The sequence below is a fragment of the Rhodanobacter sp. Col0626 genome, from assembly GCF_049994385.1.
Lineage (GTDB): Bacteria > Pseudomonadota > Gammaproteobacteria > Xanthomonadales > Rhodanobacteraceae > Rhodanobacter.
Window position 1 is genome coordinate 2,291,738 of the sequence record NZ_CP188260.1, and the last position, 25,399, is coordinate 2,317,136.

The 25,399-nt window shown below is 64.7% G+C and carries 17 protein-coding genes; 10 read left to right on the top strand and 7 right to left on the bottom strand.

What is annotated here, in order from left to right; translation table 11 throughout:
* Positions 1-59 precede the first annotated feature (59 nt).
* Together ispG and ACPPVV_RS09720 are read right to left on the bottom strand one after the other, a co-directional pair.
* The gene (gene ispG / locus ACPPVV_RS09715; RefSeq protein WP_426699700.1) at positions 60-1,319 is read right to left on the bottom strand and encodes a flavodoxin-dependent (E)-4-hydroxy-3-methylbut-2-enyl-diphosphate synthase; all 1,260 of its coding nucleotides are present in this window, start codon (positions 1,317-1,319) and stop codon (positions 60-62) included.
* A gap of 77 nt (positions 1,320-1,396) precedes the next feature.
* On the bottom strand, positions 1,397-3,346 hold the full coding sequence (locus tag ACPPVV_RS09720) for an acetyl-CoA hydrolase/transferase C-terminal domain-containing protein (protein ID WP_426699701.1): 1,950 nt from the start codon (positions 3,344-3,346) through the stop codon (positions 1,397-1,399).
* A 54-nt stretch (positions 3,347-3,400) separates the two neighbouring features.
* Here ACPPVV_RS09720 and ACPPVV_RS09725 point away from each other — a divergent pair, with 54 nt between their 5' ends.
* The 3 genes from ACPPVV_RS09725 (at position 3,401) to ACPPVV_RS09735 (ending at position 7,801) form a co-directional block, all read left to right on the top strand.
* Positions 3,401-4,849, top strand: coding sequence for a phospholipase D-like domain-containing protein (locus tag ACPPVV_RS09725; protein WP_426703210.1), 1,449 nt, complete (start codon positions 3,401-3,403; stop codon positions 4,847-4,849).
* A 105-nt stretch (positions 4,850-4,954) separates the two neighbouring features.
* Positions 4,955-6,304, top strand: coding sequence for an exodeoxyribonuclease VII large subunit (xseA, locus tag ACPPVV_RS09730; RefSeq protein WP_426699702.1), 1,350 nt, complete (start codon positions 4,955-4,957; stop codon positions 6,302-6,304).
* A 66-nt stretch (positions 6,305-6,370) separates the two neighbouring features.
* Positions 6,371-7,801 carry an aldehyde dehydrogenase family protein gene (locus ACPPVV_RS09735; RefSeq protein ID WP_426699703.1) on the top strand — a complete coding sequence of 477 codons (1,431 nt, stop codon included), beginning with the start codon at positions 6,371-6,373 and terminating at the stop codon, positions 7,799-7,801.
* A gap of 1 nt (position 7,802) precedes the next feature.
* On the opposite strand, the gene ACPPVV_RS09740 is transcribed toward ACPPVV_RS09735, so the two are convergent.
* A complete protein-coding gene (locus tag ACPPVV_RS09740) occupies positions 7,803-8,771 on the bottom strand; it encodes an AraC family transcriptional regulator N-terminal domain-containing protein (protein WP_426699704.1) in 969 nt (322 codons plus the stop codon).
* A 175-nt stretch (positions 8,772-8,946) separates the two neighbouring features.
* Between ACPPVV_RS09740 and ACPPVV_RS09745 the strand changes: the two genes are divergently transcribed.
* Positions 8,947-10,008: an NAD(P)-dependent alcohol dehydrogenase gene (locus ACPPVV_RS09745; RefSeq protein WP_426699705.1), complete on the top strand. Its 1,062-nt coding sequence runs from the start codon at positions 8,947-8,949 to the stop codon at positions 10,006-10,008.
* 93 nt (positions 10,009-10,101) lie between these two features.
* Here the strand turns inward: ACPPVV_RS09745 and ACPPVV_RS09750 are convergent, their stop codons facing one another.
* Entirely contained in the window at positions 10,102-10,863 is a 762-nt protein-coding gene (locus ACPPVV_RS09750; RefSeq protein WP_426703211.1) for a YdcF family protein, read from the bottom strand.
* Between the two features lie 113 nt (positions 10,864-10,976).
* Between ACPPVV_RS09750 and ACPPVV_RS09755 the strand changes: the two genes are divergently transcribed.
* Both ACPPVV_RS09755 and ACPPVV_RS09760 read left to right on the top strand, forming a co-directional pair.
* Positions 10,977-12,416 (top strand): phospholipase, encoded by a 1,440-nt coding sequence (locus ACPPVV_RS09755; protein ID WP_426699706.1) that lies wholly within the window; start codon positions 10,977-10,979, stop codon positions 12,414-12,416.
* A 76-nt stretch (positions 12,417-12,492) separates the two neighbouring features.
* Complete coding sequence (locus ACPPVV_RS09760) at positions 12,493-15,909, top strand: glycosyltransferase (RefSeq protein ID WP_426699707.1); 3,417 nt, start codon at positions 12,493-12,495, stop codon at positions 15,907-15,909.
* A 151-nt stretch (positions 15,910-16,060) separates the two neighbouring features.
* On the opposite strand, the gene ACPPVV_RS09765 is transcribed toward ACPPVV_RS09760, so the two are convergent.
* The 3 genes from ACPPVV_RS09765 to ACPPVV_RS09775 all read right to left on the bottom strand — a co-directional run bounded on the left by ACPPVV_RS09765 (position 16,061) and on the right by ACPPVV_RS09775 (position 21,032).
* On the bottom strand, positions 16,061-18,343 hold the full coding sequence (locus ACPPVV_RS09765; protein WP_426699708.1) for a S53 family peptidase: 2,283 nt from the start codon (positions 18,341-18,343) through the stop codon (positions 16,061-16,063).
* 465 nt (positions 18,344-18,808) lie between these two features.
* Positions 18,809-20,386, bottom strand: a complete 1,578-nt coding sequence (locus ACPPVV_RS09770) for a sulfotransferase (protein WP_426699709.1) — start codon at positions 20,384-20,386, stop codon at positions 18,809-18,811.
* Positions 20,387-20,543: 157 nt separating this feature from the next.
* The gene (locus ACPPVV_RS09775; RefSeq protein WP_426699710.1) at positions 20,544-21,032 is read right to left on the bottom strand and encodes a DUF1456 family protein; all 489 of its coding nucleotides are present in this window, start codon (positions 21,030-21,032) and stop codon (positions 20,544-20,546) included.
* 117 nt (positions 21,033-21,149) lie between these two features.
* On the opposite strand from ACPPVV_RS09775, the gene ACPPVV_RS09780 reads away from it, so the two are divergent.
* The 4 genes from ACPPVV_RS09780 (at position 21,150) to ACPPVV_RS09795 (ending at position 25,396) form a co-directional block, all read left to right on the top strand.
* A complete protein-coding gene (locus ACPPVV_RS09780; RefSeq protein ID WP_426699711.1) occupies positions 21,150-22,934 on the top strand; it encodes a vWA domain-containing protein in 1,785 nt (594 codons plus the stop codon).
* 439 nt (positions 22,935-23,373) lie between these two features.
* Entirely contained in the window at positions 23,374-23,928 is a 555-nt protein-coding gene (locus ACPPVV_RS09785; RefSeq protein ID WP_426699712.1) for an RNA polymerase sigma factor, read from the top strand.
* Complete coding sequence (locus ACPPVV_RS09790; protein ID WP_426699713.1) at positions 23,925-24,803, top strand: hypothetical protein; 879 nt, start codon at positions 23,925-23,927, stop codon at positions 24,801-24,803. The genes ACPPVV_RS09785 and ACPPVV_RS09790 overlap by 4 nt, the downstream gene beginning before the upstream one ends.
* Positions 24,800-25,396, top strand: coding sequence for an IMPACT family protein (locus ACPPVV_RS09795; protein WP_426699714.1), 597 nt, complete (start codon positions 24,800-24,802; stop codon positions 25,394-25,396). The genes ACPPVV_RS09790 and ACPPVV_RS09795 overlap by 4 nt, the downstream gene beginning before the upstream one ends.
* The last annotated feature ends 3 nt before the right edge of the window (positions 25,397-25,399 follow it).

A 25,399-nucleotide genomic window follows, 5' to 3' on the forward strand; every position in this document is an offset into this window, starting at 1 on the left:
ATTTTTGCGGACGGGCGCCAGTATGCAACAACGCCCGCCGTGACAGCGTAATCGGAGCCTCAGCCCGTCCGCAACGCATACTTGCGCGCCACGTAATCGTCGAGGATGCCGACGAACTCGTTGGCGATGTTGTCCCCGCGCAGGGTCATCGCCTTTTCGCCGTCGATGAACACCGGCGCCGCCGGCGTCTCGCCGTTGCCCGGCAGCGAGATGCCGATGTTGGCGTGCTTGGATTCGCCTGGCCCATTGACGATGCAACCCATCACCGCCAGCGTGAGGTTCTCCACGCCGTCGTATTTGATGCGCCAGACCGGCATCTGCTCGCGCACGTGTTCCTGCACGGTCTTGGCCAGTTCCTGGAAAAACTCGCTGGTGGTGCGTCCGCAACCCGGACAGGCGGTGACCAGTGGCGTGAACGAACGCAGGCCCATCGTCTGAAGCAGTTCCTGCGCCACGATGACCTCGCCGGTGCGCGAGGCGCCCGGCTCCGGCGTCAGCGAGATGCGGATGGTGTCGCCGATGCCTTCCTGCAGCAGCACCGCCAGCGCGGCACTGGAAGCTGTGATGCCCTTGGAACCCATGCCGGCCTCGGTCAGGCCCAGGTGCAGCGCGTAGTCGCAGCGCGCAGCCAGGTCGCGGTACACCGCGATCAATTCCTGTACTCCGGAAACCTTGCAGGACAGGATGATGCGATCGCGTGCCAGGCCGATCTCCTCGGCCTTGGCGGCGGAGTCGAGCGCCGAGCGGATCAGCGCTTCGCGCGCCACGTGCGAGGCATCCCACGGGTCGGCGCGCTGGGCGTTCTGGTCCATCAGCGCGGTGACCATGCTCTGGTCCAGCGACCCCCAGTTCGCGCCGATGCGCACCGGCTTGCCGTAGCGCAGCGCCATCTCGATGATCGCGCCGAACTGGCTGTCTTTCTTCTTGCCGAAACCGACGTTGCCGGGATTGATGCGGTACTTGGCCAGCGCCTCGGCGCAGGCCGGTTCGCGCTCCAGCAACTGATGCCCGTTGTAGTGGAAGTCGCCGATGATCGGCACGTCCACGCCCATCATCGCCAGCCGCTCGGCAATCCGCGGCACCGCCGCGGCAGCGGCAGGGGTATTCACCGTGATGCGGACCAGTTCGGAGCCGGCGCGGGCCAGTTCGGCGATCTGCTTCGCGGTGCTGGCCGGGTCCTCGGTGTCGGTGTTGGTCATCGACTGCACCACCACCGGCGCGCCGCCGCCGACCAGCACCTTGCCGATCTGCACGGATACGCTGGGCCGCCGCGGTGCGGGCTCGGCCGGGCGTGGGGACGAAATGGATGCTTCTTTCATGACGGGAAATAACCGGAGCTTGCCGCCGCGGGAATCGGCGTTCAGCTGTCAAGGATAACCGAACCGATGTTGCCGCTTCAGTGTCGCAACGCCGTCTGCAGCAGCCGTTGTTGCAGGCGATCGGCGAGGCTCTGTGGCGCCGCCAGCCCCATCCGGGCCAATGCCTCGGCTTCGCCTTCGGCCACCGGGCCGGGGCGGATGATCGATCGCAGTAGCCGCAGCCTGCCGCGCCAGTTGCCGGTACCGGCTTTCAGCCAGGTCAACGCCGGCAACAGGCGCTGCTCGACGTCGCTGAAGTCACTGCCGAACGGGAACGTCGGCAACAACCCCTTCTGCTGCAGGGGCGCCAGGGCCTCGCGCAGGTAACGTGGGCGATGCCGGCGCCACGCTTCCGGTATCACGAAATCCGCCGCCAGCTTGCCGTGCGCCTTCGCCTCCGCGCACAGCGCATCGAGGAAACGCGCGTCGCTGATCGCCAGCATCGCCTCGATGCACTCGCTGTCGCTCTTGCCACGCAGGTCGGCAACGCCGTACTCGGTGACGTAGATGTCGCGCAGGTGACGCGGAATGGTGGTTTGACCGTAGTTCCAGCGGATATTGCTTTCGATGCCGCCACGGCTCTGCCGGGTCGATCGCAACAACAGGATCGAGCGGCCATCCGGCAACTCGTGCGCCATCGCCACGAAGTTGTACTGCCCGCCGACGCCGCTGACCACACTGCCATCGTCCAGCGTGTCGGATATGGCCGCACCGAGCACGGTCGCCATCATGCAGGTGTTGAAGAAACGTGCACCGCGCCGCTGCAGCGTCGCCAATGCCTGATGGTCGCCGTAGAGCTGGTTGACGTTGGAGACCGGACACATGTCGATCGCATCCGGGTCGGCCGCTTCGGTGGCGCCAAGCCAGTCGTACAGTTCGCGCGAGCCGAGGAAGAACGCGCCGCGCAGGTAATGACCGCCCGGCACGTCGTCCGCCAGCCGGCCCGCGGCCGAGGCGCGCTCCAGCGCGAGGTTGTCCCAGCTGCGCCGTTTCAGGATACCGCCGCGCTGCAGGTGCATGAAACCATCCATGACCATCTCGCTGGCCCCGTACAGGCCCGCCTGGAATGGCGCCAGGCCACCCAGCAAGGAGGCCTCCGCATGCGTGGCCCCGGCGGGGTCGAGCGCCACCAGCGCGCGTCGCCACAAGGTGTTTTCCTGCTGACGCAGCAGCAGCGCCTTGACCAGCGCATCGGACAGCGCACCGATGCCGATCTGCAGGCAGCCACCGTCCTTGACCAGCGCGCTGGCGTGCAGGCCAAGCGCATATTCGGCGAGGTCGACCGCCACGCGCGGCAGCGCGAACAAGCGTGGTGACGTGAGTGGACACAGCTCCACGTCGAAATAATCTTCCGCAACTTCCGCATCGCCGCCCATGTAAGGCAGGTCCGGATGCACGACCGCCACGCACAACGGCCGCTGCTTGCCGGCCAGTTGCACCCGGCGCAGGAAATCAAGGGTCAGGTCCGGATTGCACGACAAGCTGTAGTGCACGCCATCGGGTCCCTCGCGACGCGCCACCAGTTGCACCAGCACGTTGATGTCCTGCACCACCAGGTCGCGCGCGACGTGGGTGTAGTTCTGGCTGATATGGCTGCGTTGCGCGGCGCCCGAGTGAAGCAGTGCGCCCGACTGCAGGTAGAACTCATGCACCTCGACGTTCGACGGCAGCGTGTCGCGCGCCTGGTCCAGCGCGTACTGCGGATCGACCTGGTTGGCACCGAAGTGGCGCTCGAGAAACGGTCCGAGGAAACGCTGCTCCAGTCCCGCAGTCGGCTGCGGCCGGGTCAGCGACAACGCGGTGTACAGGCGCATCGAACGCGCCGGGTCGCTGACGGTGAGTCCGTACAGCGCGTTCAGCAGGCCGTGCGGCTTGCCCAGGCCGAGCGGCGCGGCGATGCGCAGGTCCGGACCCAGCTCTTCGGCGAGGTGGCGCGCGCAGGCATCGGTGTCGTTGTAGCGGTGCTCGATCGGCATGCGCGCGATCATGCCAGAAGCCCGGTGATGACTGCGCACCGCGGAACCATCACCTACACTCGGATCATGCCCACACCACTGATCCCTCCCACGCCGAGCCGCCTGCTGGCGGAACAGGCGCTCAGCCGTACCGCCGGCGCGCCGTTGCTCAGCGGCAACGCCGTGGAACTGCTGATCGATGCCGCTGCACACTACGAAGCCTGGCTGGCAGCGATCCGCGGTGCACGACAGCGGGTGCTGCTGGAGAACTACATCATTCGCGACGACGAGATCGGTCGCGCCTTCCGCGATGCCCTGGTCGAACGGGCGCAGGCGGGTGTGTTCGTCGCGGTCGTGGTCGACTGGATCGGCTGTTTCGGACAGTCGCGCGGAGCCTTCTGGACACCGCTGCGGGCGGCCGGTGGCGAAGTACGCGTGTACAACCCGCCGCAACTGGGCCAGCCGTTCGGCTGGATCAGCCGCGACCACCGCAAGCTGCTGATCGTCGACGGCGTGCAGGGCTTCCTGTCCGGCGTATGCATCAGCGCCAAGTGGCTCGGCGATCCATCCCGCAACGTGCCGCCGTGGCGCGACACCGGCGTGGCGCTGCGCGGCCCGGCGGTAGCCGAACTGGAAACCGCGTTCGCACAAAGTTGGAGCGAGATCGGCGTTCCACTGCGATCGTTCGCGCCGCTGTCCGGGCCGCCCACGCCCGCCGGAGACATCTCGCTGCGGCTGATCGCCACCCAACCCGCCACTGCCGGCATGTATCGGCTCGACCAGCTGATCGCCGCGATGGCGCGCAAGACCCTGTGGCTCACCGACGCCTACTTCGTGGGTCTGGTGCCGTACGTGCAGGCGCTGGTAGCGGCCGCGCGCGATGGCGTGGACGTGCGCCTGCTGGTGCCCGGCAGCAGCGATATCCCGTTGGTGGCAGGCATGTCGCGGTCGGGTTACCGGCCGCTGCTCAAGGCGGGCATTCGCGTGTTCGAATGGAATGGTTCGATGCTGCATGCCAAGACCGCGGTGGCCGACGGACAATGGGCACGCGTGGGTTCGTCCAACCTCAACATTGCCAGCTGGCTCAGCAATCGCGAGCTTGATGTCGCGGTCGAGGACGCCGGCTTCGCCGGTCAGCTGGCCGCCCAATATGAAAAAGACCTGGGCAACGCCACCGAAATCGTGCTCGCCCCGCGCCGTCGCGGCAACAGCGAAAAGGTGCGCAGCAGCGAAACGCGTCCACCGCGGGTACGCCATGGCGGCGGCAGCTCCGGCCGCGCAGCGGCTGGCGCCCTGCGCATCGCCAACAGCGTCGGCGCGGCGCTGACCAATCGCCGCGTGCTCGGCGACAGCACCAGTGGTCCGCCGGTGATCGGCACCCTGGTACTGGTGGCGCTGGCCTTCGTGGCGTTCCTGTGGCCGGCGTGGATCGGCTGGCCGTTCGGTGCGATGGCCGCGTGGTTTGCACTGAACCTGAGCATCCGCAGCTGGCGCGCGCGCAAACGCCGTGGGCGCGAATCGAACGACGACGACTGAGCGACATAACCGGGCTTTTACATCTTGATGCTGTCCATGCGGTTTCCGGCTCAAGCGGATGTTTTCTCACGACTTGATACTCCCACATGCTAGGCTCACCCGCCTATGCCAGCGCCGTTCGACGATCCCACGCCACGCCATGTCCTGACCCCCAGCTCGCTCAACCGGCTGGTACGCGACCTGCTGGGCGATGCCCTGCCGCAGGTATGGATCGAGGGTGAACTGTCGAACGTGGCGAAGCCCGCTTCCGGCCACCTGTACTTCACCCTGAAGGACAGCGGCGCCCAGGTGCGCTGCGCCATGTTCAAGCTGAAGGCTTCCGCGTTGCGCTTTCATCCGGTGGACGGCATGCAGGTTTTGCTGCGCGCCAAGGTCGGCCTGTACGAACCGCGAGGCGAGTTCCAGCTGGTCGCCGAATACATGGAGCCGGCCGGCGAAGGCGCGCTGCAACGCGAATTCGAACAGCTCAAGGCGCGACTCGCCGCGGAAGGCCTGTTCGAGCCCGGCCGCAAGCGCACCCTGCCCGCCTACGCACGGCGCATCGGCGTGATCACCTCGGCGACCGGTGCCGCCGTCCGCGATGTCATGAGCGTATTGGCGCGGCGCTGGCCGCTGGCCAATGTCGATGTGCTGCCGGTGCCGGTGCAAGGGCGCGAGGCACCACCAGCCATCGTGGCCATGCTGCGCAAGGCATCTTCCAGCGCGCGTTACGACGTGCTGCTGCTCACTCGAGGTGGTGGCTCGCTGGAAGATCTGTGGGCCTTCAATGACGAGGCGGTGGCGCGAGCGATTCACGCCAGCGCGGTGCCGGTGGTTTCCGCAGTCGGGCACGAGATCGACTTCAGCATTGCCGACTTCGTCGCCGACTTGCGCGCACCCACGCCGTCGGCCGCCGCCGAATTGCTGGTGCCTGACGCGGTGGCCATCGGTCACCATCTGCGGCAGCTGCAGCAACGCATGCTGACTCTGCAGCAACGCCAGTTGCAGGCGCAATCGCAACGAGTCGACCACCTGCTGGCACGACTGCAGGCGCAACGCCCGCAGGCACGGCTGGCACGTGATCGCGAACGGCTGCAGCATCTTCAGCGCCGCCTGGTCGGCGTATGGCGCGAACAGGGACAACTTCGGCATTCGCGACTGGAACGGCTGCACGCGCGCGTCTTGGCGCAACATCCGCGCGTGCGCATGTCTTTGCTGGCGCACCGGCTGGCCGAACAGGACCAGCGGCTGCGCCGCGCGATCAGCCACCTGCTCGAACGACGACAAACCCGGCTTCGCCACATCGCCCACGCGCTGCACGCGGTGAGTCCGTTGGCCACGCTGGAACGTGGCTACGCGATCGTGTTCGATATCGACGGCCAGGTGCTGCGTTCGGCAAAAAATGTCGCCGTCGGCACACCCCTGCGCGTACGTCTTGCCGACGGTGAATTGCCGCTGCGGGTCAGCGAAGACTGAGCGGATCACATGCGCTGAACACGGCACGCACTTATGCTTGATGCGATTCCGTCAACGGCACCGGCCATGCTCAAGAAAACCTATCCCTACTACCTCGCCAACCAGCCGCAAACATCCAAAACCATGCTGGACGTGCGCGACAAGTACAGCGGCAAGGTCGCTACCCGGGTCGCGGTGCCCGACGCAAAAGCCACCGAAAAAGCCATTGCGGCCGCAGTGAAGGCAACCACGCCGATGCGCAACTTCAAGCCCTGGGCACGCCAGGCCGTGTTGCAACATTGCGCGAAGCGTTTCACCGAGCGCCGCGACGAGCTGGCCGAGGCGCTGTGCATCGAGGCCGGAAAACCGATCAAGGATTCCGCAGGCGAGGTCACCCGGCTGATCGAGACCTTCCGCATCGCTGCCGAGGAAGCCGTGCGCATCAACGGCGAGACATTGAACCTGGAACTGGCCAGCCGTCTGGACGGCTATCACGGTTACACCAGGCGCGTGCCACTGGGGCCGGTGTCGTTCATCACGCCGTTCAACTTTCCGCTGAACCTGGTGGCGCACAAGGTCGCGCCGGCGATCGCCGCCGGCTGTCCGTTCGTGCTGAAACCCGCGGAAAAGACCCCGATCGGGGCGCTGATCATCGGCGAAGTGCTGGCGGAGACCGATTTGCCGAAGGGCGCGTTCTCGATTCTCACGCTGGACGGCAAGCACGCCACGCCGCTGGTCGAGGACGAGCGCTTCAAGCTGCTCTCGTTCACCGGCGGCCAGGTCGGCTGGGAGTTGAAGGCGCGCGCCGGACGCAAGAAGGTCGTGCTGGAACTGGGTGGCAACGCGGCCTGCATCGTCGATGCGGACCAGGGCCCGCACCTCGATCGGGTGATCGAGCGGCTGGTGTTCGGCGCGTTCTACCAGTCCGGCCAGAGCTGCATCGGCGTGCAGCGCATCTATGCCCATGCCGACATCTACGATGCCTTGAAGCGCAAGCTGGTCGCCGCCACCAGAAAGCTCAAGGCCGGCGATCCCAAACAGAAGGACGTCTTCCTCGGCCCGATGATCGACGAAGCCGCCGCCGAACGCCTGCACGGCTGGATCCTGGACGCGAAGAAGGCCGGCGGCAGGATTCTGTGCGGCGGCAAGCGCAACGGCAACATGCTCGACGCGACGCTGATGGAAAACGTGCCGCATGACGCGAAGGCGAACCGGCAGGAAGCCTTCGGTCCGTTCGCCCTGCTCGCCCCGTTCAGCCGGTTCGACGAAGCCATCAGAATGGTCAACGACTCCGATTACGGGCTGCAGGCCGGCGTCTTCACCGACAGCCTCGATCACGCGATGCGTGCGTGGAACGAACTGGAACAAGGCGGCGTGATCGTCAACGACATTCCCAGCTTCCGCGTCGACAACATGCCGTATGGCGGAATCAAATTGTCCGGCCTGGGACGCGAAGGCATTCGCTACGCGATCGAGGACATGACCGAAATCCGCCTGATGGTGATGCGCGAATCCTGAGTCACCCCAATCCGACGCCACCCGTCAACGGTATCGCGTGCGATGCCATGCCCGTGCGACGAAGCTGCTCCACATCACGCAGCGGCGGTGCGCCGAACAGCCGGCTGTACTCGCGGCTGAACTGCGACGGGCTTTCGTAGCCCACCCGATGGGCGGCGGAGGCCACGTCGCAATGCTCGGCCAGCAGCAGGCGGCGCGCTTCCTGCAGGCGCAATTGCTTCTGGTACTGCAACGGGCTCATCGCGGTGATCGCGCGAAAGTGGTGGTGCAGCGACGACGCGCTCATGTTCACCGTGCCGGCCAGCTCGTCGATGCGCAGCGGCCGTTGGAAATGATGCTTCAGCCAGTCGATCGCATGGGATATCTGGTGGCTGCGGCTGCCGACCGTGGCCACGTGGCGCAGCCGCGGCCCTTGCTCGCTGGTCAGCAGGCGGTACAGCAGTTCGCGCTCGATCAGCGGCGCGAGTACCGGCAGGTCCCGCGGCGATTCAAGCAGCCGGACCAGACGCAGCACGGTGTCGAGCAGATCGTCGCTGAGCGGACTCACCGCGATGCCGCGACCGGCCGTGGCAGGTGCGGCGGGAAGATCCGCGTCGGCCAGCAATTCGGCAATCCGGCGCACATCGAAGCGCAGCATCGCACACAGATAAGGCCGCTCCGGCGAAGCCACCACCACCTGTGAGGACACCGGCAGATCAATCGAGGTGACCAGGTAATTCGCCTGGTCGTAACGGTAGGTCTCGCCACCCAGCAGTACCCGCTTGGCGCCCTGCGCCACCAGCGCCAGGCCCGGTTCGTACATCGCGCAGACTTGGGTGCCCGGCGTGCTCGCACGGAAGAAATTCAGCGTCGGCAAGGCGGTGGAATGGAGTCCGTCGCAACGGGTCGATCGTTCAATGATGGCTGCCAATTCCGCGCGGTCGCGCTCCAGGCGCGGACTCGGCTCGATGGCTGGAAAACCAGGTTTCATGGTGTTCGGCAAGATACGGGGACAACGCAAGATTGCCTGTTCCTGCAAGTCGGCGCGAGTGCGCCACGGCAGCTTTGCAGGATCGGGCAAGGATCTCGCAGGATCCGGCTATCGGCAGCGGCCCCTTGTGCGCATACTTCGATGTTTGGCGCTCGATCCCTGCAGGAGAAAACACATGTCCCTGAGCACCCGCGGCTACGCCGCCCAGTCCGCCACCACGCCGGTGGCACCGCACAGCTTCGAACGGCGCGACCCGCGCCCGGACGATGTGGTGATCGACATCCTTTATTGCGGTGTCTGCCACTCCGACCTGCACCAGGCGCGCAACGAGTGGCATAACAGTATCTATCCGATGGTGCCCGGCCACGAGATCATCGGCCGGGTCAGCGCGGTCGGCGCCGAAGTGGGCAAGTTCAAGGTCGGCGACATGGTCGGCGTCGGCTGCATGGTCGACTCCTGCCAGCATTGCAGCTCCTGCGCGAAGGGGCTGGAGCAGTACTGCCTGGAAGGTCCCAGCTTCACCTATAACGGCATCGACCGCCGCGACGGCCTGCCGACCCAGGGCGGCTATTCGGAGCGCATCGTGGTCTCCGACAAGTTCGTGGTGAGCATTTCGGACAAGCTCGATCCGAAATCCGCCGCGCCGCTGCTGTGCGCCGGCATCACCACCTGGTCGCCGCTGCGCCACTGGAAAATCGGCAAAGGCAACAAGGTGGCGGTGATCGGCCTCGGCGGCCTCGGCCATATGGGACTGAAGTTTGCCAAGGCGCTGGGTGCCGACGTCACCCTGTTCACGCGTTCGCCGGGCAAGGAGGACGAGGCGCGCCGGCTTGGTGCCAATCACGTGGTGCTGTCGACCGATCCCGCGCAGATGAAGGCGGTGGCCGGCCAGTTCGATTTCATCCTCGACACCGTGCCGAACCCGCACGACCTCAATCCCTACCTTGCCACGCTGGTGCTTGACGGCGTGCACTGCCTGGTTGGTCAGTTGCAGCCGCTGGATCCGCCGGTGAGCGCCGGTGCGGTGATTTCCGGCCGCCGCACGGTCACCGGCTCGGCTATCGGCGGCATCGCCGAGACGCAGGAAATGCTGGATTTCTGCGCCGAACACGGCATCAGCAGCGACATCGAGGTGATCGACATCCAGGACATCAACGACGCCTACGAACGGATGCTCAAGAGCGACGTGCGCTACCGCTTCGTGATCGACCTGGCTTCGCTCGACAAGGCCGCCTGAGCCAAAGAGAAGCGTCTGTAGGAGCCCGCTGGCGGGCGATGCTTTTTATCACGGCATCGCCCGCCAGCGGGCTCCTGCGACAAGCCGGGCCGTCTACAACGCGCCCGGCTTTGTTGCCTGCACATTCCAGCCCATCGCGTTGTACCAGTGATATCGGGCGACGCCGGTGTACTCGTGCAAGGCCAGGTCGGCCATGGTGAAGTTGTACGACAGCGGCTCCCATGACCTGATGCCGTCGACGTAATCGGCGCGCACGGGTGTGGCACGGATGCCGAAATGCGCGAAATACAACATGCCGCGTCGCAAGTGGAAACCCGACGACACCAACAGCACACGATCGGCGCCCCACGCTTTCAGCAGCGGACCGCTGAACTGGGCGTTCTGCCAGGTGTTCATGCTGCGCGACTCCAACAGGAGATCCGCCGGATCGACACCAAGCCGCTGCAGGTTGCCTGCATAGACCGCCGCCTCCGACTGACCCAGCCCGCGTGCGTCGCCTCCGCTCACCTCGATCCTGCACGCGTGCCCTGTTTGCCGGCATTCGCGATACAGCGCCGCTGCCTTGTTGATACGCCCGTAGGCGAACAGGCTGGCCTCGACCGGCCCGGTATCCGTCGCCCGCACCGTGCCGGCGCCCAACAGCACGATGGCGTTGCGCTGTCCCCACGCGATCGGAGCTTCCGTCGCATAGCCTGACTGCAATTGGGTCAGCAGCCAGATTGGCAACGGTCCGCAGCCCACCGCCAGCAACAGCACCACGGCCAGCGCCAGCAACGCGCGGCTGCATCGTCGCCAGCGCAACAACGCCAGCACGATCGCCAGCAGGATCAACACAAGCAGCACATTCAGCGTCATCGGCACGGCCAACAGAAATCGACGGAAGAGCGTGATTATGCCGATGTGCGATCCGCCTCGGTGGGCAGCCGGACCGACTTTGGTTAGGCTGGGCCATCGCAGGGAGCCACCCCATGACCACCCTCGTCTTCGTGCACGGCTGGAGCGTCACCAGCACATCGACCTACGGCCAACTGCCGCAGCAACTGCAACAGCTCGCTGCCAATGCCGGGCTGGCGCTGACCTTGGCCGACATCCGGTTGTCGGAGTACGTGAGCTTCGATGATGCGGTGACCATGCCCGACCTGGTCCGCGCGTTCGATCACGCGTTGCGCGACCTCCACCTGCTCGATGCCGGCTTCGCCTGCGTCACCCATTCCAGCGGCGGTCCGGTGGTACGCGAATGGCTGCGCGCACAGCGCGACAAGCCCGCCACGCACAGCACGATCAGGCTCAGCCATCTGGTCATGCTGGCACCGGCGAACTTCGGTTCGGCGCTGGCGCAGCTCGGCAAGAGCATGCTCGGCCGGCTCAAGTCCTGGTTCGCCGGCGTCGAACCGGGCCAGCGCATCCTCGACTGGCTGGAGCTGGGCAGCGCCGAATCGCTGTCGTTGAATCTCGACTACATCCACAGTGACGATCCGTTGAAACGCGGACAGTTCCTGTTCGTGCTCACCGGCGACCGCCCGGATCGCAAGCTGTACGACCATCTCAACAGCTACACCGGCGAAGACGGTTCCGATGGCGTGGTGCGCATTGCTGCCAGCAACCTCAATGCACATCATGCGGTGCTGTCACCCCAGGTCGGCGCCCGCGGCGCCGTCGACACGCTGGAACTCAATCTCAGCCGCGGCCCGCGATGCGCGTTCAAGCTGATCGCTGGCGCGGCGCACTCCGGTGACGATCTGGGCATCATGACCAGCGCCGCGCCAGCCACGGTGCAGGCGATTCTGCGCTGCCTGTCGATCCGCAGCACCGACGATTACGTTGCGCTCTGCGATGCGTTCGAACGCGAAAATGCCGCGCGCGATGCCGACAAGGTGGAACTGGAGCCGGCCGGCCCGTTCGCACCGCGCGTGCACATCCATGATCCGCGCAGCCTGCTGATCGTGCGTCTCACCGACGAGGTGGGCGAACCGCTGACCGGTGCCGGCTTCCTGCTCACCGCCGGCGTGCAGGCCAGCGCCGACCTGCTGCCGGAGGGCTTCATGCTCGATCGCCAGGCCAACTCGAAACAGTCCGCGACGATCTCGCTGTTCCTCGACCACAGCCTGCTCGCTGGTGACTCCCGTGTGGCCGATCCGCGCAACACACGCAAGACGTTGCGACCCGCCGCCGCCAGCCATCGCCCGTATGGCGCCAGCGTGCAGCCGAGGGATCTCGGCGGCCTGGTTCATCACGCACTGGCGAAAAGTGCCGCTGGCGACGACCTGTTCGCCATACTTGGCCCGCATCAGACCACCGTGCTCGATGTGGTACTTCCGCGCAAGGTCCACGAAGGTGTGTTCCGATTGACCGGAAAGCTGACGCCACAGGATTTCAGCAAGCCGGTAGCGGGTCCCGTGATCGACTGATTTATCCGCCGCCGCTACGCCACGGTTAAGCGATTGCGTGCACACTGGCGACCTACCGCGTCCATCGATCCCTCCAGTGCAAAAGAAACCGATCTTCTTCGACCCCACCGGCCGACGTGCCAGCCATGTCTCGCGGTTGGCCCTGCTTGCCGGCGTGGTCAGCACGCTTTTCGTCGTGGCGTGCGCGATCAGCCTGTTCGTCGGACCGAGCATGACCGGACTGCACATCGGCGAGCACGGCCGGACCCGGCATGCACTGGCCAACGTGAAGGCGGCCGCACCGGAACTGCTGAAGCCGGCGGCGAAGCTGGCCGCCGAGGTACGCGCCCGCCAGAAATTGCTGCATTCGACACATGCACATGCCAGCAAGGCCGCGGCCATGCACGTGCCGCCACCCTCGCTGGACAAGCCCGCCAACCGGGCGTTGGCGATCGGCTTCTATGTCAACTGGGATGACAGCAGCTATCCGTCGCTGAAGCGCGCGCTGCCCACGCTGGACTGGGTGATCCCGACCTGGATGAGCATCAGCGGCCCCGACATGGCGTTGCACACCAGCATCGACGCCAAGGCGCTGAACCTGATCCGCAGGCAGAAACCGTCCACGCCGATCCTGCCGCTGTTGCAGAACGCGGTGGACGCCAACTGGAATGGTCCGGGCCTGGCCCGCATGCTGGCCGACCCCGCGTTGCGCAAGGCGCGCATAGCGCAGATTGTGGTGTTCCTTGCGGCCAACCATTTCCAGGGCGTCACGATCGACTTCGAAGAAGTGCCTGACGACGCGCAGGTCAATCTCAAGGCTTTTCTGTCCGAGCTCAACGACGCCTTTGATCCACACGGCTGGGGCATCGTGCTGTCGGTGCCGTTCGACGACGCCTCCTGGGATTACGCCGGCTACGCCGACATCGTCGATTTCGAATTGCTCATGGCCTACGACGAACACTGGGCGGGCAAGGACGCCGGCAGCATCGCCAGCGAGGACTGGTTCGAGAAGACGCTGGACAAGCGCATGAAAGTGCTCGATCCGGAGCAGACCATCATCGCGATCGGCAGTTACGGCTACGACTGGGCGCATGGACAAAACGCCGAGGCGCTGACCTTCCAGGATGCGATGGACCGCGCCGCCGACGCGCAGACCGACATCGACTTCGATCCGGACACGCAGAACCCGCACTTCTCCTACAGCGAGGACAACGGCACCACCCATCAGGTCTGGTTCCTCGACGCCGTCACCGCCTACAACCAGATTCACGCCGCCGACAACTACAAACCCTGGGGCTACGCATTGTGGCGGCTGGGTTCGGAGGATCCATCGATCTGGTCGGTGCTGGGCCGCAACTATGGGGCGGCGGCGCCCGAACAACTGCACACGATCGGTCAGGGCGAAGACATCGACATCGAAGGTCAGGGCGAAGTGCTGGAGATCGCCTCCGAACCGTCGCCCGGCGCACGTACCGTCGAGATCGACAAGGACGACGGCAGCATCGACGACGAAAACTACAGCGCATTGCCGACCTCGTACGTGATCCAGCGCGCCGGTACCCTGCCGCACAAGATCGCGCTCACCTTCGACGACGGCCCCGATCCGGAATGGACGCCGCAGATCCTCGACATCCTCAAGACGAAACATGTGCCGGCGACGTTTTTCATCATTGGCGAGAACGCCGAGATGTCGCCGCGACTGGTGCAGCGCGAGGTGGCCGAAGGCCATGACGTGGGCAACCACACGTTCACCCATCCCAACCTCGGTGAAAGTCCGGCCGGTATCGTGGCGCTGGAACTCAACGCCACCCAGCGATTGTTCGAGGCGCTCACCGGCCGCTCGATGCGACTGTTCCGCGCGCCCTACTTCGGCGACGCCGAACCGACCACCGCCGACGAACTGGTGCCGATCGAGATCGCGCAGAAGATGGGCTATCTCTCGGTCGGCCTGCATGTCGATGCCGAAGACTGGCAGCGACCCGGTGTCGACGCCATCGTCAACAACGTGGTCGGCGGCATCCAGACCACCAATCCCGATCGCAGGGGCCAGGTCGTCCTGCTGCACGATGGCGGCGGCGAACGCTCGCAGACCTTGGCCGCACTGCCACGCATCATCGACGGCCTGCGCGCGCAGGGTTACGACTTCGTCACCGTGACCGAGCTGGCCGGCCTCACCCACAACCAGACCATGCCGACGCTGGCGCCGGGCTCGATCTCGCGCTGGGCCGACCGCTCGGTCTTTCTTGCGCTGGGCTTTTTCGGCCACCTGATCCGCTGGCTGCTGACGGCGGCGATCACCCTCGGGGTGGCACGACTGATCCTGCTGGGCGGCCTCGCCCTGCTCAACCGGGCACGCGAACGGCGGCGTACAGCACCGGTGCTCGACGATGATCCACCGCTGGTCTCTGTGCTGATCCCCGCCTACAACGAAGAAAAGGTGATTGCCAGCTCGATCCGCCAGATCCTTTCCAGTCGCTACCGCGAGCTCGAAGTCATCGTGGTCGATGACGGCTCCACCGACGCCACCTCGGCCGTAGTCGGCGAGCACTTCGTCAACGAGCCGCGCGTGCGGCTGATCAGCATCCCCAACGGCGGCAAGGCGCACGCCGTCAACACGGCGCTGCGCGAATCGAAGGGAAGCATCGTGGTGGCGCTCGACGCCGATACCCAGTTCGAGCCGAACACCATCTCGCGACTGGTGCGCTGGTTTGCCGACCCGAAGGTCGGTGCCGTGGCCGGCAACGCCAAGGTCGGCAATCGCGTCAACCTGATCACCCTGTGGCAGGCACTGGAATACATCACCGCGCAGAACCTGGAGCGCCGCGCGCTGGCCGCGCTGGGTGCGATCACCGTAGTGCCCGGTGCGGTCGGCGCCTGGCGTCGTGAGGCGCTGGAGCAACTGGGCGGCTTCCCAGCCGACACGCTGGCCGAGGATCAGGACCTCACCATCGCCGTGCAGAAAGCCGGCTACCACACCCTGTTCGATGCCGAGGCGATCGCCTGGACCGAGGCACCCGACGCGGCTCGAGGGCTCGCCCGCCAACGTTTCCGCTGGGCTTACGGCACCCTGCAGTGCCTGTGGAAACACCGCGACGCCACCTTCAATCCGCGCTACGGCGCGCTCGGCACGATCGCGTTGCCGCAGGTGTGGCTGTTCCAGATCCTGTTCTCGGTGGTGTCGCCGCTGGTCGACCTGGTGCTGGTGTGGCAGATCATCGCCACCGGCCTCGACTACCTGCAGCATCGCGGCCAGTTCGACGACACCAACCTGATCAAGATGCTGGTGTTCTACGCCGCTTTCATGGCCGTCGACCTCGCCGCTGCCGCCCTCGCCTTCGCGATGGAAAAGAAGGAAAAATGGAGCCTGCTGTGGTGGCTGGTGCTGCAACGCTTCGGCTATCGCCAGCTGATGTATTACGTGGTGGTGCGTTCGGTATGGACGGCCATTCGCGGACCGTCGGTGGGCTGGGGCAGGCAGGAACGCAAGGCCACGGTGAACGCGGCGGAAAAATGACGCTACGCCCACGGGTGGATCGGTTCGCAGGTGCGACCCGGCGTTTGTGATGCTTCAGGCGAGTCATCGCAGGTACGCCCGACTAGGGCAGAAAAAACCTGGCGGCTTCACGCCGCCAGGTTTCGTCTATTGCTCGATCATCCGAACAGGATCACTTCCCGGATTTGGCGTAAGCGACCCACGCTTTCACCAGGTTGCCCGCATTGACCGAACCCAGGCCGCTGGCGAAGCTCCAGCCCGGCCGCGCCGTGAACGCCTCGTTCTTCGCGTTCAGACCCGTGGGAGAAGTCAACGTACTGGTCAGGCCCATCTGCACCGCTCCGATAGGTATCGGTCCGAAGATCGTATTGATGGAATAGTTGCTCAGATCCGCGAGGAAATAGCAGTTGTTGGTGAGTGTTCCTTCACCGCTGCTTTCTTCGTAGCAGTTGGTGGAAATCGAACCGCGCGTCACGTTGTGGAACACGCAGGCGCCGGTGCCCGTCGCACCGTTGTCGGCATTGCAGGCGGCCAAGGTACCGGGGGCGGTGCCGGTCGGACCACCGAACTCCTTGGCGGCCAAGGCATACAGCGTAGGCGCCGCATTGCCCTGTTGCAGGGTCTGGCCGCTGTTGTCCATTTTCTGATCGATCAGGGCCTGCATGCCGGCAAACATCGGCGAAGACAGCGACGTGCCGCCGGACAACGTGGTGGAACCGGAGAAATCCGGCGTGCACGGATAAGCGGACGTGCACGTCACCACATAGGTATAACCACCGTACGAACCGGCAAATAGCGATACGTCGGGCAGATCGCGCGTCTGGTCTTTCGCCGCGTTGAACACCAGGCTCTGCCAGGCTGGCTTGCGATCGATCGACGACGGGCCGCCGCTGCCGGCTTCGGATGTTGCGTACAGTCCTTTCGTGTCGAATTTGAACAGGTCCTTGCAGAACTTGACGTTGCTGTTGTAACCCTCCGACTTGGCAGCCACTTCGTTGCCGCAGGATTCGTTCCATGGGATCTCGGGCACGTAGGACAGCGCGCTACCCTTGGTGAGGTCCTTGGCGACCTTGAAATACTGGCCGCTGGTGCCGTCCAGCACGTCGGCGGTGTCCGTGCCGCCCACCGCGGTCACGTGGGGCGAGGTGGCAAACGAATTGGCGTCCACGGCGCTGGTGCCGTCATAGCTGTTGCCGTAGATGACGCTGCCGTTGAAATCCGGATTGGAACCGGAGTCGCCGGTGGAGACGAACACCGAGATCCCCTCTGCGTCCGCCTGCGCCCACATCGCATCGATGGCCTGTTTGCTGGCGGCGTCAGTGGCCCCTTCGCCAAATCCGTAGCTGGCGCTGATGATGTCCGGACGCGAGGCGCCGTTGATCAGGTTGCTTGCCGCGATGAACACGCCGCCGAAGAAATTGTCGGTGGTCGCATTGAAATCGGCGTCGTAGCTGCTGCAGATGGCAGCCTGGATGGTCGCGCCAGGTGCAATGGCGGCAGCGTATTCGGCATCGAGCAGGGTCTCGCCGTCGTCGTAACCATCGTCCTGGGTATAACCGGCAACCGCATCGGGATCGAGGCAATTGTTCACGCCGCTGGGTGGCGCCGGGTTGATCTGGGTGAAGGTGCCGCCGTAGCTGTCCAGATGGAAGTTCTGCACGAAATTGCTCCAGTCCGCCGGCACCATGTCGTACGAGTCGACCACGGCGATCTTCACGCCCTTGCCGGTGATTCCGTTCTTGCGGATCTTGTCCACGCCGTACATCGTCGCCAGATCGCCCGGCACCAGGCCACGCGCGCCGTTGGTGAAGTTGACGGCATCGGGGGTGTCAGTGGCCTGGGCGAGCTTCTTGTCGAACGCGCTGAGTGGCGTCTTTGCCTTGGACGACTTCGCTGTCGAGGCGGGGGTTTGCATGAAGCGTTGCTTGCTCGCATTCCAGCGCGCGAGCTGTGGCTTCGTGTGCATCGGTCGCGGGTGGAAATCGTTCAGGCCCATCACACCGGCCACCACCGACTGCAGCGCCACCGGGATGCGGATATCACTGTCGTTGGACAGATGTTTCTCACCGTTGATGGTGTACACCATTTCGTGCGTGGCGAACGCATGGCGAACCCGCCCCGCCGTGCCGCTGAAATCGATCTGCGTCTTGTTCGGATAGACCGTGTTCACGGTGAAACCCTGTGCCTCGAGCCACGCGGACACGGTGGCGATATCCGCATCGGCAACGCCGAAAGACTCGCCATATTGCTGGGGGGTCAACCATTTCCGATAGCTGGGTGAGTGCGGGTCGTGCTGGCTGGTGATCAGCTTTTCAAGCGCCGCCTGCCGTTGCGCGCTCGGCTTGAGCACCAATTGCAGGTGTTTCATCTTGAGCGAGTCGTCGACTGCCTTCACCGCACTCGCCCGCGGCGCCAGGTTCAGATGCGTGCGCGGCACGGCCGTAGTGTTTGCCATGTTCACGACTTGCGTGACGCGTGGCATTTCGCTTGTGTTGAGCCCGGCCACTGCAACGGGATTGGCCGTTTGCGTTGGTGTGGTCGTACCGGCCATTCCAAGGACAGGAACGGCCGCCAGTGCCGCCAGGATGGATACACACAGATTCAGCTGAACGTTTGCTTTTTTCACGGAGATCCCCTCGTGGGTTCAAGCGGGCAGGACTTTTCCTCATCCTGCGAAAGTCACCTCAACTCCCCCTTGTCCGACTTCGATCTCGCGCCAAAACAATCCTTCAGCAGGAATAGCGATACGCCTGCCGTTCTTTCGATCGATGTGCGAGATCAATAGAATTGAATCGAGACAATATGCCTGCGCGTCGGCGAGGAAAAGCGGAAAAAAGTGAATCCGGCCTTCACTCAAGGCTACTGTGCACTACATCCCAGAACGTCCGTTTTTATTTTCGAATAACGCATCTATTTGCGATCACGAGTCGCAATCAATGCCTTCGCTCATCAGCAACACGCGCAATGGAGCGATCTGCTCGGCATATTTTTCCCAGCGCCTGACCGAGCTGCGGTAAATCGGTGCGCGCACCTGCATGGCGCTGGGCGTGGTGACCAGCGCGCTGTTCTGCTCGAAGTGAAGACAGGCATCGTTCCAGGGCAGGCCGCAGTGATCGACAATCGCCCGGCTGCCCTGCTCCTGATCATCGACCAGTGCCTCGTACTGCACCTCGAGAATGCGTCCCGGCAATACCTGTTTCCAGTGCCTCATCAGTCGATCAAAGAGTACGTAATGCCGCCCGATATCCAGCAGGTCGAAGGTGTAACCGTGGAACTCCGACTTGTGCGCGAACAGCTCGCGAAAAATGCTCAGGCAGGTATCCAGAGGATTGCGGCGCAGGCAGACGATCCTGGCGTTGGGGAGCGCATGGGCGATGAATCCCAGGTACAGATAGTGATGCGGCAACTTGTCGACGAAATGCGGCTTGATCGCCGTCATCGGACGGGTGCTTCTCAAATAGTGTCCGCCCAGCCGTCGCCACGCGACATGGCGAGCGGCATGGATCGTCTCCTCATCCAGCAGCGAAGGCGTCGCCACCCCCGCAGCCTGCTTCAGTGCAACGCCAAAGTTGTGCAGCTCGCCAGCGGAATGGACGTAGGGATGGCTCGAGATGATGCGCTCCACCAGCGTCGTGCCGGTGCGCGGCATGCCGATGACGAAGATGGGCTCTTCCGTGGGATATCCCGAAAAATCATCCTGCTGACTGGGAAAGGCCTGCATGATCGCCTCGAACACACGCCTTTCGCGCCCGTCGGCATCGGTGCTGCGGAAGGCGCCTTTGCCTTCGCACAAATGCCGAAAGGCGCGGGGATAGTCCTGCAGATCCTCGTACTCCTTGGCCAGCGCCATGTTCAGCCGCAAGGCCGCCGTCGCATCGTCCGGATACTTCCGGAGCAACGCGTGCAGCCGGTCGACATGGTTGTGCTCCGGTGTCTGCCGCCGCATCCGTGCCAGCGGAATATAGGCAAGCCAGTAGTCTTCCTTCAGCGCGATGCACGCTTCGAGTTCTTCTTCGGCGGCATCGATGTCACCCGCGTACATGAGGGAATTGGCGAAGTTGTAGCGAAACGCCGCATTGTCCGGTGCCGCCATGGCGGAGCGCCGGAACGCGACCGCCGCTCTCTCATGCACGTTGGCGCGCGTATAGACGATACCCAGGGTGTCGAACATGGCCGCATCGCGAATCGAAAGCCCCAAGGCACGATTGGCGGCTTGCACGGCATCGCCGGGCATGTTGGCAAGCGACAACGACTTGGCGAACTGCACCGCGTATTCGACGTTCGACGAGTCCTGCCGCGTCGCCTGCTGCAGATGTGCCAGGGCTTGCGGCCATTGATGCAGCTCTCCTGCCGCCAGACCCGCGAGGTAGCAGGACGCGTTGTGCCGGGGCGCGTCCGCCAGCAGCTTCACCGACAGCTCGTACGCCTTCTTCCAGTCCTGCCGCTGGAAAGCGGCGACAGCTTCGACATGCAATGGAGGGATCGCGGACGTATTCATGGCATCCCTCTCGGGTAAAGTCTACGGATACCACGCCAGCGGCGAACGGGCAAAACCTGTCCGACAACTCACAGGCGTCATCGACGGGGAATCTCCGTCATGGCGCGCCCCCTGCGAACTCGTCATGAAATCGGCGCACGACCACTAAGTGGATCGATCAGCGTGCTGAAGACGCTTCACCCGAGCGCACGCGCATCGTCAGCCCCTTCAGGAAATTCCGCAGCAACTGATCGCCACACAACTTGAAGTTCTTGTGGTCGGGCTGACGGAACAGCGCGCTGAGTTCGGGCTTGGAGACCGGGAAGCCGGCGGCTTCGAGGATCTGATGCATGTCCACGTCCTTCAACTCGAACGCGACGCGCAGTTTCTTCAGCACCACGTTGTTGGTGACGCGTTTCTCCGGCGCTCGCGCTGGCCGGTTTTCGTCCCTGCCGCGGCGATGGAACACCAGGCCATCGAGGAACAGCGCCAGCACCTTATTGCTGCATTCGACGTAGTCGACGTCGTCGTCCTTTTTCAGAAACGCCTGCACGTCTTCCTTCTCGATCGGGAAACCCGGGTCCGCCAGGTGGATCAGTTCCACCACCTTGCCGTCGCTGAGGTCGAGCATGTAGCGGATGGAGCGCAGTACATCGTTGTTGATCATGTCATTCCGATGGGTCTTGCCGAGGACGCCATGCTACCGCGCCACGCCCATCGCGATTAACCCCGTTTGCGCCACGCCTGCGTTTCATCTTCCACGAACCCGGAGGAGAACCGCCCCATGAACGTGAAAGCCCCGTTGCGCAGCCTGCTGCTGGCCCTGTTGGTCGTCCTGACCGGCTGCATGTCCAAGCCTGTGGTGGATGCACCGGCAAAGACCGACAAGACGCCGATCACCACAACAACACCCGCGCTACCTGTAAACGTCAAATCCGTCGCCCCAGCCGACACTGCCCTGGATGAAACGGCCGCGCCGATGCCAGCGACACCGCCCCCGCCGGAACCGCCCAGGCAACCGCCACCGGCAATGCAGCGCGCGGCCATGAGCAAGAACATGGCGATGGGCGCCTACGGAGCCGCGCCGATGCTCGTCATGTTGCCACCGATGCAGCCCATGCCCGGCGACATCAACACCGAGAACTACACCCATCGCGATACCAACCCGGTGCAACTGGTCGCCGAGCAGCCGGTGTCCACTTTCAGCATCGACGTCGACACCGGCTCGTACACCAACGTGCGACGCATGTTGAGCGCGGGCCAGCTTCCACCTGCCGACGCCGTGCGCGCGGAGGAGTTCATCAACTACTTCGACTACGGCTACACGCCGCCGGCCGACCGTGCGCAGCCGTTCAGCGTCACCACCGAGCTGGCGCCGGCACCGTGGAACGCAAAGCGGCAACTGCTGCTGGTCGGCATCCAGGGCTATCGCGTGCCGAAGATGGAGATCCCCGCGTCCAACCTGGTGTTTCTGATCGACACCTCCGGCTCGATGGCCGAACCGGACAAGCTGCCACTGTTGCAGGCTTCGCTGAAGCAGCTGGTGCGCGAGCTGCGCCCGCAGGATCGCGTGGCGATCGTTACGTACGCGGGCCATGCCGGCGTCGCCCTGCCCTCCACCGCCGGTGATCGACACGCCACCATCGATGCCGCGATCGACGGTCTCGGCGCCAACGGCTCCACCAACGGCGGCGCCGGCATCGAGCTGGCCTATGCGCAGGCCGAGCAAGGTTTCATCAAGGGTGGCGTGAACCGGGTGATCCTGGCTACCGACGGCGACTTCAACGTGGGCACGGTCAGCCAGGAAGCGCTGAAGACGACGATCGAGGATCACCGCAAGAGCGGCGTCGCGCTGACCACGCTGGGTTTCGGCGAAGGCAACTACAACGACGCCATGGCCGTGATGCTGGCCGACGTGGGCAACGGCAGCCACCACTACATCGACAGCCTGCAGGAAGGTCGCCGCGTGCTGGTCGACGAGATGTCCGCCACGCTGCTGACGATCGCCAAGGACGTCAAGATCCAGATCGAATTCAATCCCGCGCAGGTACAGGAATACCGCCTGATCGGCTATGAAAAACGCATGCTGAAGCGCGAGGATTTCAACAACGACAAGGTCGACGCCGGCGAGATCGGCGCAGGCGCCAACGTCACCGCGATCTACGAGATCACCCCGAAGGGCTCGAATGCCGCGCGCATCGACCCGCTGCGCTATGGCGAACGATCCTCTTCGGCGCGCGGCGGCAATGAGCTGGCCTTCCTGCGCCTGCGCTACAAGTTGCCGGGGCAGTCGGACAGCAAACTGATCGAGCAGTCGATAGCGACTCAGGTAGAGGCGCAAGCCAGTGAACGCCTGCGCTATGCCGCGGCCGTGGCAGCGTTCGCCGATGCCCTGCGCGGCGGCAAATACCTGGATGGTTACGGCTACGCGCAGATTGCGAAACTTGCCGGCGGTGCACGTGGCAGCGATGCCGACGGCTATCGCGCCGGCTTCATTCAATTGGTGAAGCTCGCCGGTGGACTGGCGACGCAAGGTCATGACAACGCCGGCAACACCGCGTCGCGCTGAGGTTTCCGGCCTCGCTGCGCGGATGGTGGTTACGGGCAGGATCTCCTCGCTGCCCTTCCCCAATCATCACCGCGCGGCGGGGGCGGAACTTGCGAGAGCAGGAGCAAGAGCACCCCTCCCCAACCCTCCCCTGCACGCAGGGGAGGGAGCTGATCTGTCGCACCGGCAAAACGCGACGTCACCAGGCTTTGCTCCTGCCTCTGGCTTTGCTCCTGCCTCTGGCTTTGCTCCTGCCTCTGGCTTTGCCTCTGCCTCTGGCTTTGCCTCTGCTTCTGGCTTTGCCTCTGCCTCTGGCTTTGCCTCTGCTTCTGGCATTGCTCCTGCTTCTAGCTTTGCTCCTCCCCCTGCTTGCAGGGGGAGGCCGGGAGGGGGTTACGCTTTTCGCGGCCACTCCCGCGACCTATCCGTTGCCCACCGATTTCGCTTAACCTCGCAACCCATGGATGCCGCGGTCGATCCCGATGCGATGCTGATGCTTGCCTACGCACGTGGCGATCTTGCCGCGTTCGAGGTGCTGTACGGGCGTCACCGCGGCATGCTGTACCGGTTCCTGCTGCGCAGCGTGCGCGATCCCCACCGCACCGACGAGTTGTTCCAGGAAACCTGGAGCCGGGTGATCAGCGCACGCGAGCGCTACCAGCCGCAGGCAAAGTTCAGCACCTGGCTATTGCAGATCGCGCACAATCTGATGATCGACAGCGCGCGCCGGCAGCGACCCGTGGTTGATGGCGAGCAGGCTGAAATTGCGCTGGCCCATGCCTCCACGCCGGAATGCGAACAACCGGAGCACGCGTTGTCCGAATTCGAGCGCCGCCGCGGCCTGCAGCGCGCGATCGAACAACTGCCGGAAGACCAGCGCATCGCCATTCTGCTGCGGCTGGAGCAGGACCTGAGCCTGGAGGAGATCGCCGCGGTGACCGGCGCCGGCCGCGAAACGGTGAAGTCGCGCCTGCGTTACGCCATGACCCGATTACGCGAAGTGCTGTCCGAATGATTACCTCATTGCCACCCCGTGAGCCCGACGACAACCTGCCCGACGAGGCCGGGCTGAAGGCGCTTTACGACCAGCTGCCACGGAACGAACCAGGACCGGCGCTGGACGCGGCCGTGTTGCGCGCCGCGGCGCAGGCACTGTCCGCCCAGCCGCACGCCGGTCGACCAGCCTTCGAATCGGGCAGCTCACCCACCCGCAAAAGGAACAGTCCGCGTTGGCTGATCGGATTGAGCAGCGTCGCCACTCTCGTGCTTGCCGCCGGTCTGGCCTGGCATATGCGCGGCATGCCACAGGCCGACACCGCACCAGCAGCGGCCAACGACGTCGTGTCGGAAAAAGCGACCACTCCCGCGATGGCGCCGCAGGCAGCACCTGTCGCCGCGAAACCGGAAGCCATGCCGCAAGTTCCGCCACCGCCGCCAGAACCAGCCAAACAGCCACCACCGAAATTCGTGCGCCCGCTTTCATCCGCAAAGCTGGCGGCAAGTCCGCACACGGTCCTGCAAACCGTCGGCATGGCCCGCCGGAATTCCACCGCGAGCTTCGGATCGCAAGCATCGCCCGTCGCCGCGCCGAATGCACCGGCTCCGGTCGCCGAAGTCTCGGGCAACGCATTTTCGATGGCCGACGCGGCGGCGCCTGCCCCGCCGTCGATTCAAGGCTATGCCATGCCACCCCCGTCACCAGCTCCCGCATCCGATGCGCCGGCAGCACAGGCGGCCAGCCCTGCGCAGGCACGCGAGTTGACCGAGATCCGGCGTCTGTTCGCCGAACACAAGGATCGGCAAGCGCAGCAACGGCTCGAGCAATTTCACCGCGCGCATCCGCGATGGCAGTTTGCAGCCGACCTCGAAGCGCGCCTGCCCAAACCATGAGTGGAGCCCTGTCCACGCTCGCCCGGGCAAGCAGCCATCAGGAGGAGATCAAGAAGAGCCGCTTCCTGGTGCAGGCTGCGGCGGTGGAATCGCCCGGGCAAGCACTGGCATTCCTGCGCGAGGCGAGCGATCCCGCCGCTACCCACAATTGCTGGGCTTACCGCATCGGCCAGGACTACCGCTTCAACGACGACGGCGAGCCAGGCGGAACAGCTGGCCGGCCGATCCTGCAGGCGATCGAAGGGCAGGACATGGATCGCGTCGCAGTGGTGGTGACGCGCTGGTACGGCGGCATCAAGCTCGGTGCCGGCGGCCTGGTACGCGCCTACGGCGGCACCGCTGCCGAGTGCCTGCGTCGCGCCGAGCGCGTACCCATCGTGGCGATGACACAGCTGGCCGTGCATTGCGACTTTGCCGAACTGGCCCTGCTCAGGGCACGACTGAGGGAATGGCAGGCCGATATCGAACAGGAAGTTTTCGGTACCGCTGGCGTGGCACTGCAACTGCGCCTGCCGGACAACCATGTTGCCGAGGCACAGCGCCGGATCAGCGACATCACTCGCGGTCGCAGCGTTGCAAAACGCCTGGATTGACGA